Genomic DNA, 1,972 nt, shown 5'->3' on the forward strand with positions numbered 1-1,972 from the left:
TTCCTCGAATTGCTGGTGGTTGAAGCTTTCGAAGAAGAAACCCCGGTCGTCACCGAAAACCTTGGGCTCGATCAGGACCACTTCGGGGATTGCAAGACGGGTGGCTTTCATCAGTAGACGGTCTCGACCAGCAGGCGTTTCAGGTATTGGCCATAGCCATTCTTGGCCAGAGGGGCGGCCAGGGCTTCCAACTGCTCGGCGCTGATCCACTTCTGGCGGAAGGCGATCTCTTCCGGGCAGGCGACCTTCAGGCCCTGGCGGTTTTCCAGGGTGGCGATGAAGTGGCTGGCCTCCAGCAGCGAGTCGTGGGTGCCGGTGTCCAGCCAGGCGTAGCCGCGGCCCATGATCTCCACGGAAAGCTTGCCGGCTTCCAGGTAGGCCTTGTTGACGTCGGTGATCTCCAGCTCGCCGCGGGCGGAGGGCTTGATGTTCTTGGCGATGTCGACCACCTGGTTGTCGTAGAAGTACAGGCCGGTCACCGCGTAGCTGGACTTCGGCTTGGCCGGCTTCTCTTCGAGGCTGATGGCCTTGCCATCGGCGTCGAACTCGACCACGCCGTAACGTTCCGGATCATGCACGTGATAGGCGAAGACGCTGGCGCCAGCATCGCGCTGCATGGCGTTGAGCAGCAGCTCCTGGAAGTCGTGGCCGTGGTAGATGTTGTCGCCCAGCACCAGCGCGCAGAGGTCGTTGCCGATGAACTCCTCGCCGATCAGGAATGCCTGGGCCAGGCCATCCGGCGAAGGTTGCACGGCGTATTGCAGGTTCAGGCCCCACTGGCTGCCGTCGCCGAGCAGTTGCTCGAAGCGCGGGGTGTCCTGCGGGGTGGAGATGATCAGGATGTCGCGGATGCCCGCCAGCATCAGGGTGCTGAGCGGGTAGTAGATCATCGGCTTGTCGTAGACCGGCAGCAACTGCTTGGAGATGGCCAGGGTCGCCGGGTGGAGGCGGGTGCCGGAACCCCCGGCGAGGATGATGCCTTTGCGTTTCATACTGCTCCCTGGTCTACCAGTTCCCGGATCATGCGTTGGACATGGTACTCCCAGGCGGGCAGTACCAGGCCGAAGGTGCGTTGCAGCTTGTCGTTGGCCAGGCGCGAGTTGTCCGGGCGTTTCGCCGGCAGCGGGTATTCGCTGGTGGCGATGGGGGCGATGCGCTCCGGCGTGGCGCGCAGGCCGGCGCCCAGGCGGATGGCTTCGCCGATGACGAACTGGGCGTAGCGGTGCCAGCTGGTCTCGCCGCTGGCTACCAGGTGATAGGTGCCGCTGGCCCGCTCGCGCAGGTCGGCATCATGGGCGAGGCGTTGCAGCGCCAGGGCGGTGACGTCGGCGATCAGCTCGGCGCTGGTCGGTGCGCCCACCTGGTCGGCGATGACGCGCAGTTCGTCGCGCTCCTTGGCCAGGCGCAGCATGGTCTTGGCGAAGTTCGCCCCGCGCGTGGCATAGACCCAACTGGTACGGAAGATCAGGTGGCGGCAGCCGCTCTCGCGGATGGCGAGCTCGCCTTCCAGCTTGGTCTGGCCATAGACGCCCAGGGGGCCGGTGGCGGCATCTTCCTCGAAGGGCGCTTCGCCGCTGCCGTCGAAGACGTAGTCGGTGGAGTAGTGCACCAGCCAGGCATCGATTTCCCGCGCGGCCTGGGCCAGGGTAGCAACCGCCTCGGCATTGATCCGGCGGGCGGCGTCGACGTCGCTTTCGGCCTTGTCCACCGCTGTGTAGGCGCCGGCGTTGACGATCACGTCGGGGCGCTCTTCGGCGACCAGCCTGGCCAGCCCCGCCAGGTCACTCAGGTCGGCCCGCTGCCTGTCGCAGACCACCAGTTGCGCCAGGGGCGCCAGGGCGCGCTGGAGTTCCCAGCCGACCTGGCCGTTGGCGCCGAGTAGAAGGATCTTGTTCATGCGTACTGCTTACCTACCCATTCACGGTATGCGCCGCTGGTGACGTTGTTCACCCAGGCCTGGTTGTCCAGGTAC

4 protein-coding genes are annotated in these 1,972 nt (G+C 65.5%); all 4 read right to left on the reverse strand.

Translation table 11 applies throughout. The annotated features are described in order from the left end of the window. Positions 1 to 111 (reverse strand): dTDP-4-dehydrorhamnose 3,5-epimerase family protein (locus VV867_RS30870; protein ID WP_328568431.1); only part of this gene is annotated, 111 nt, incomplete at its 3' end. After that, positions 111 to 992: a glucose-1-phosphate thymidylyltransferase RfbA gene (gene rfbA / locus VV867_RS30875; RefSeq protein WP_275628320.1), complete on the reverse strand. Its 882-nt coding sequence runs from the start codon at positions 990 to 992 to the stop codon at positions 111 to 113. The genes rfbA and VV867_RS30870, both read right to left, overlap by 1 nt. Further along, complete coding sequence (gene rfbD, locus VV867_RS30880) at positions 989 to 1,897, reverse strand: dTDP-4-dehydrorhamnose reductase (protein ID WP_328568430.1); 909 nt, start codon at positions 1,895 to 1,897, stop codon at positions 989 to 991. Before rfbD ends, rfbA begins: the two co-directional genes overlap by 4 nt. After that, the coding region (locus VV867_RS30885; RefSeq protein ID WP_328568432.1) for a hypothetical protein at positions 1,894 to 1,972 on the reverse strand (79 nt) is incomplete at its 5' end. The genes rfbD and VV867_RS30885, both read right to left, overlap by 4 nt.

The sequence above is a fragment of the Pseudomonas sp. JH-2 genome (genome assembly GCF_036231725.1).
GTDB classification, from domain to species: Bacteria; Pseudomonadota; Gammaproteobacteria; order Pseudomonadales; family Pseudomonadaceae; genus Pseudomonas; species Pseudomonas delhiensis.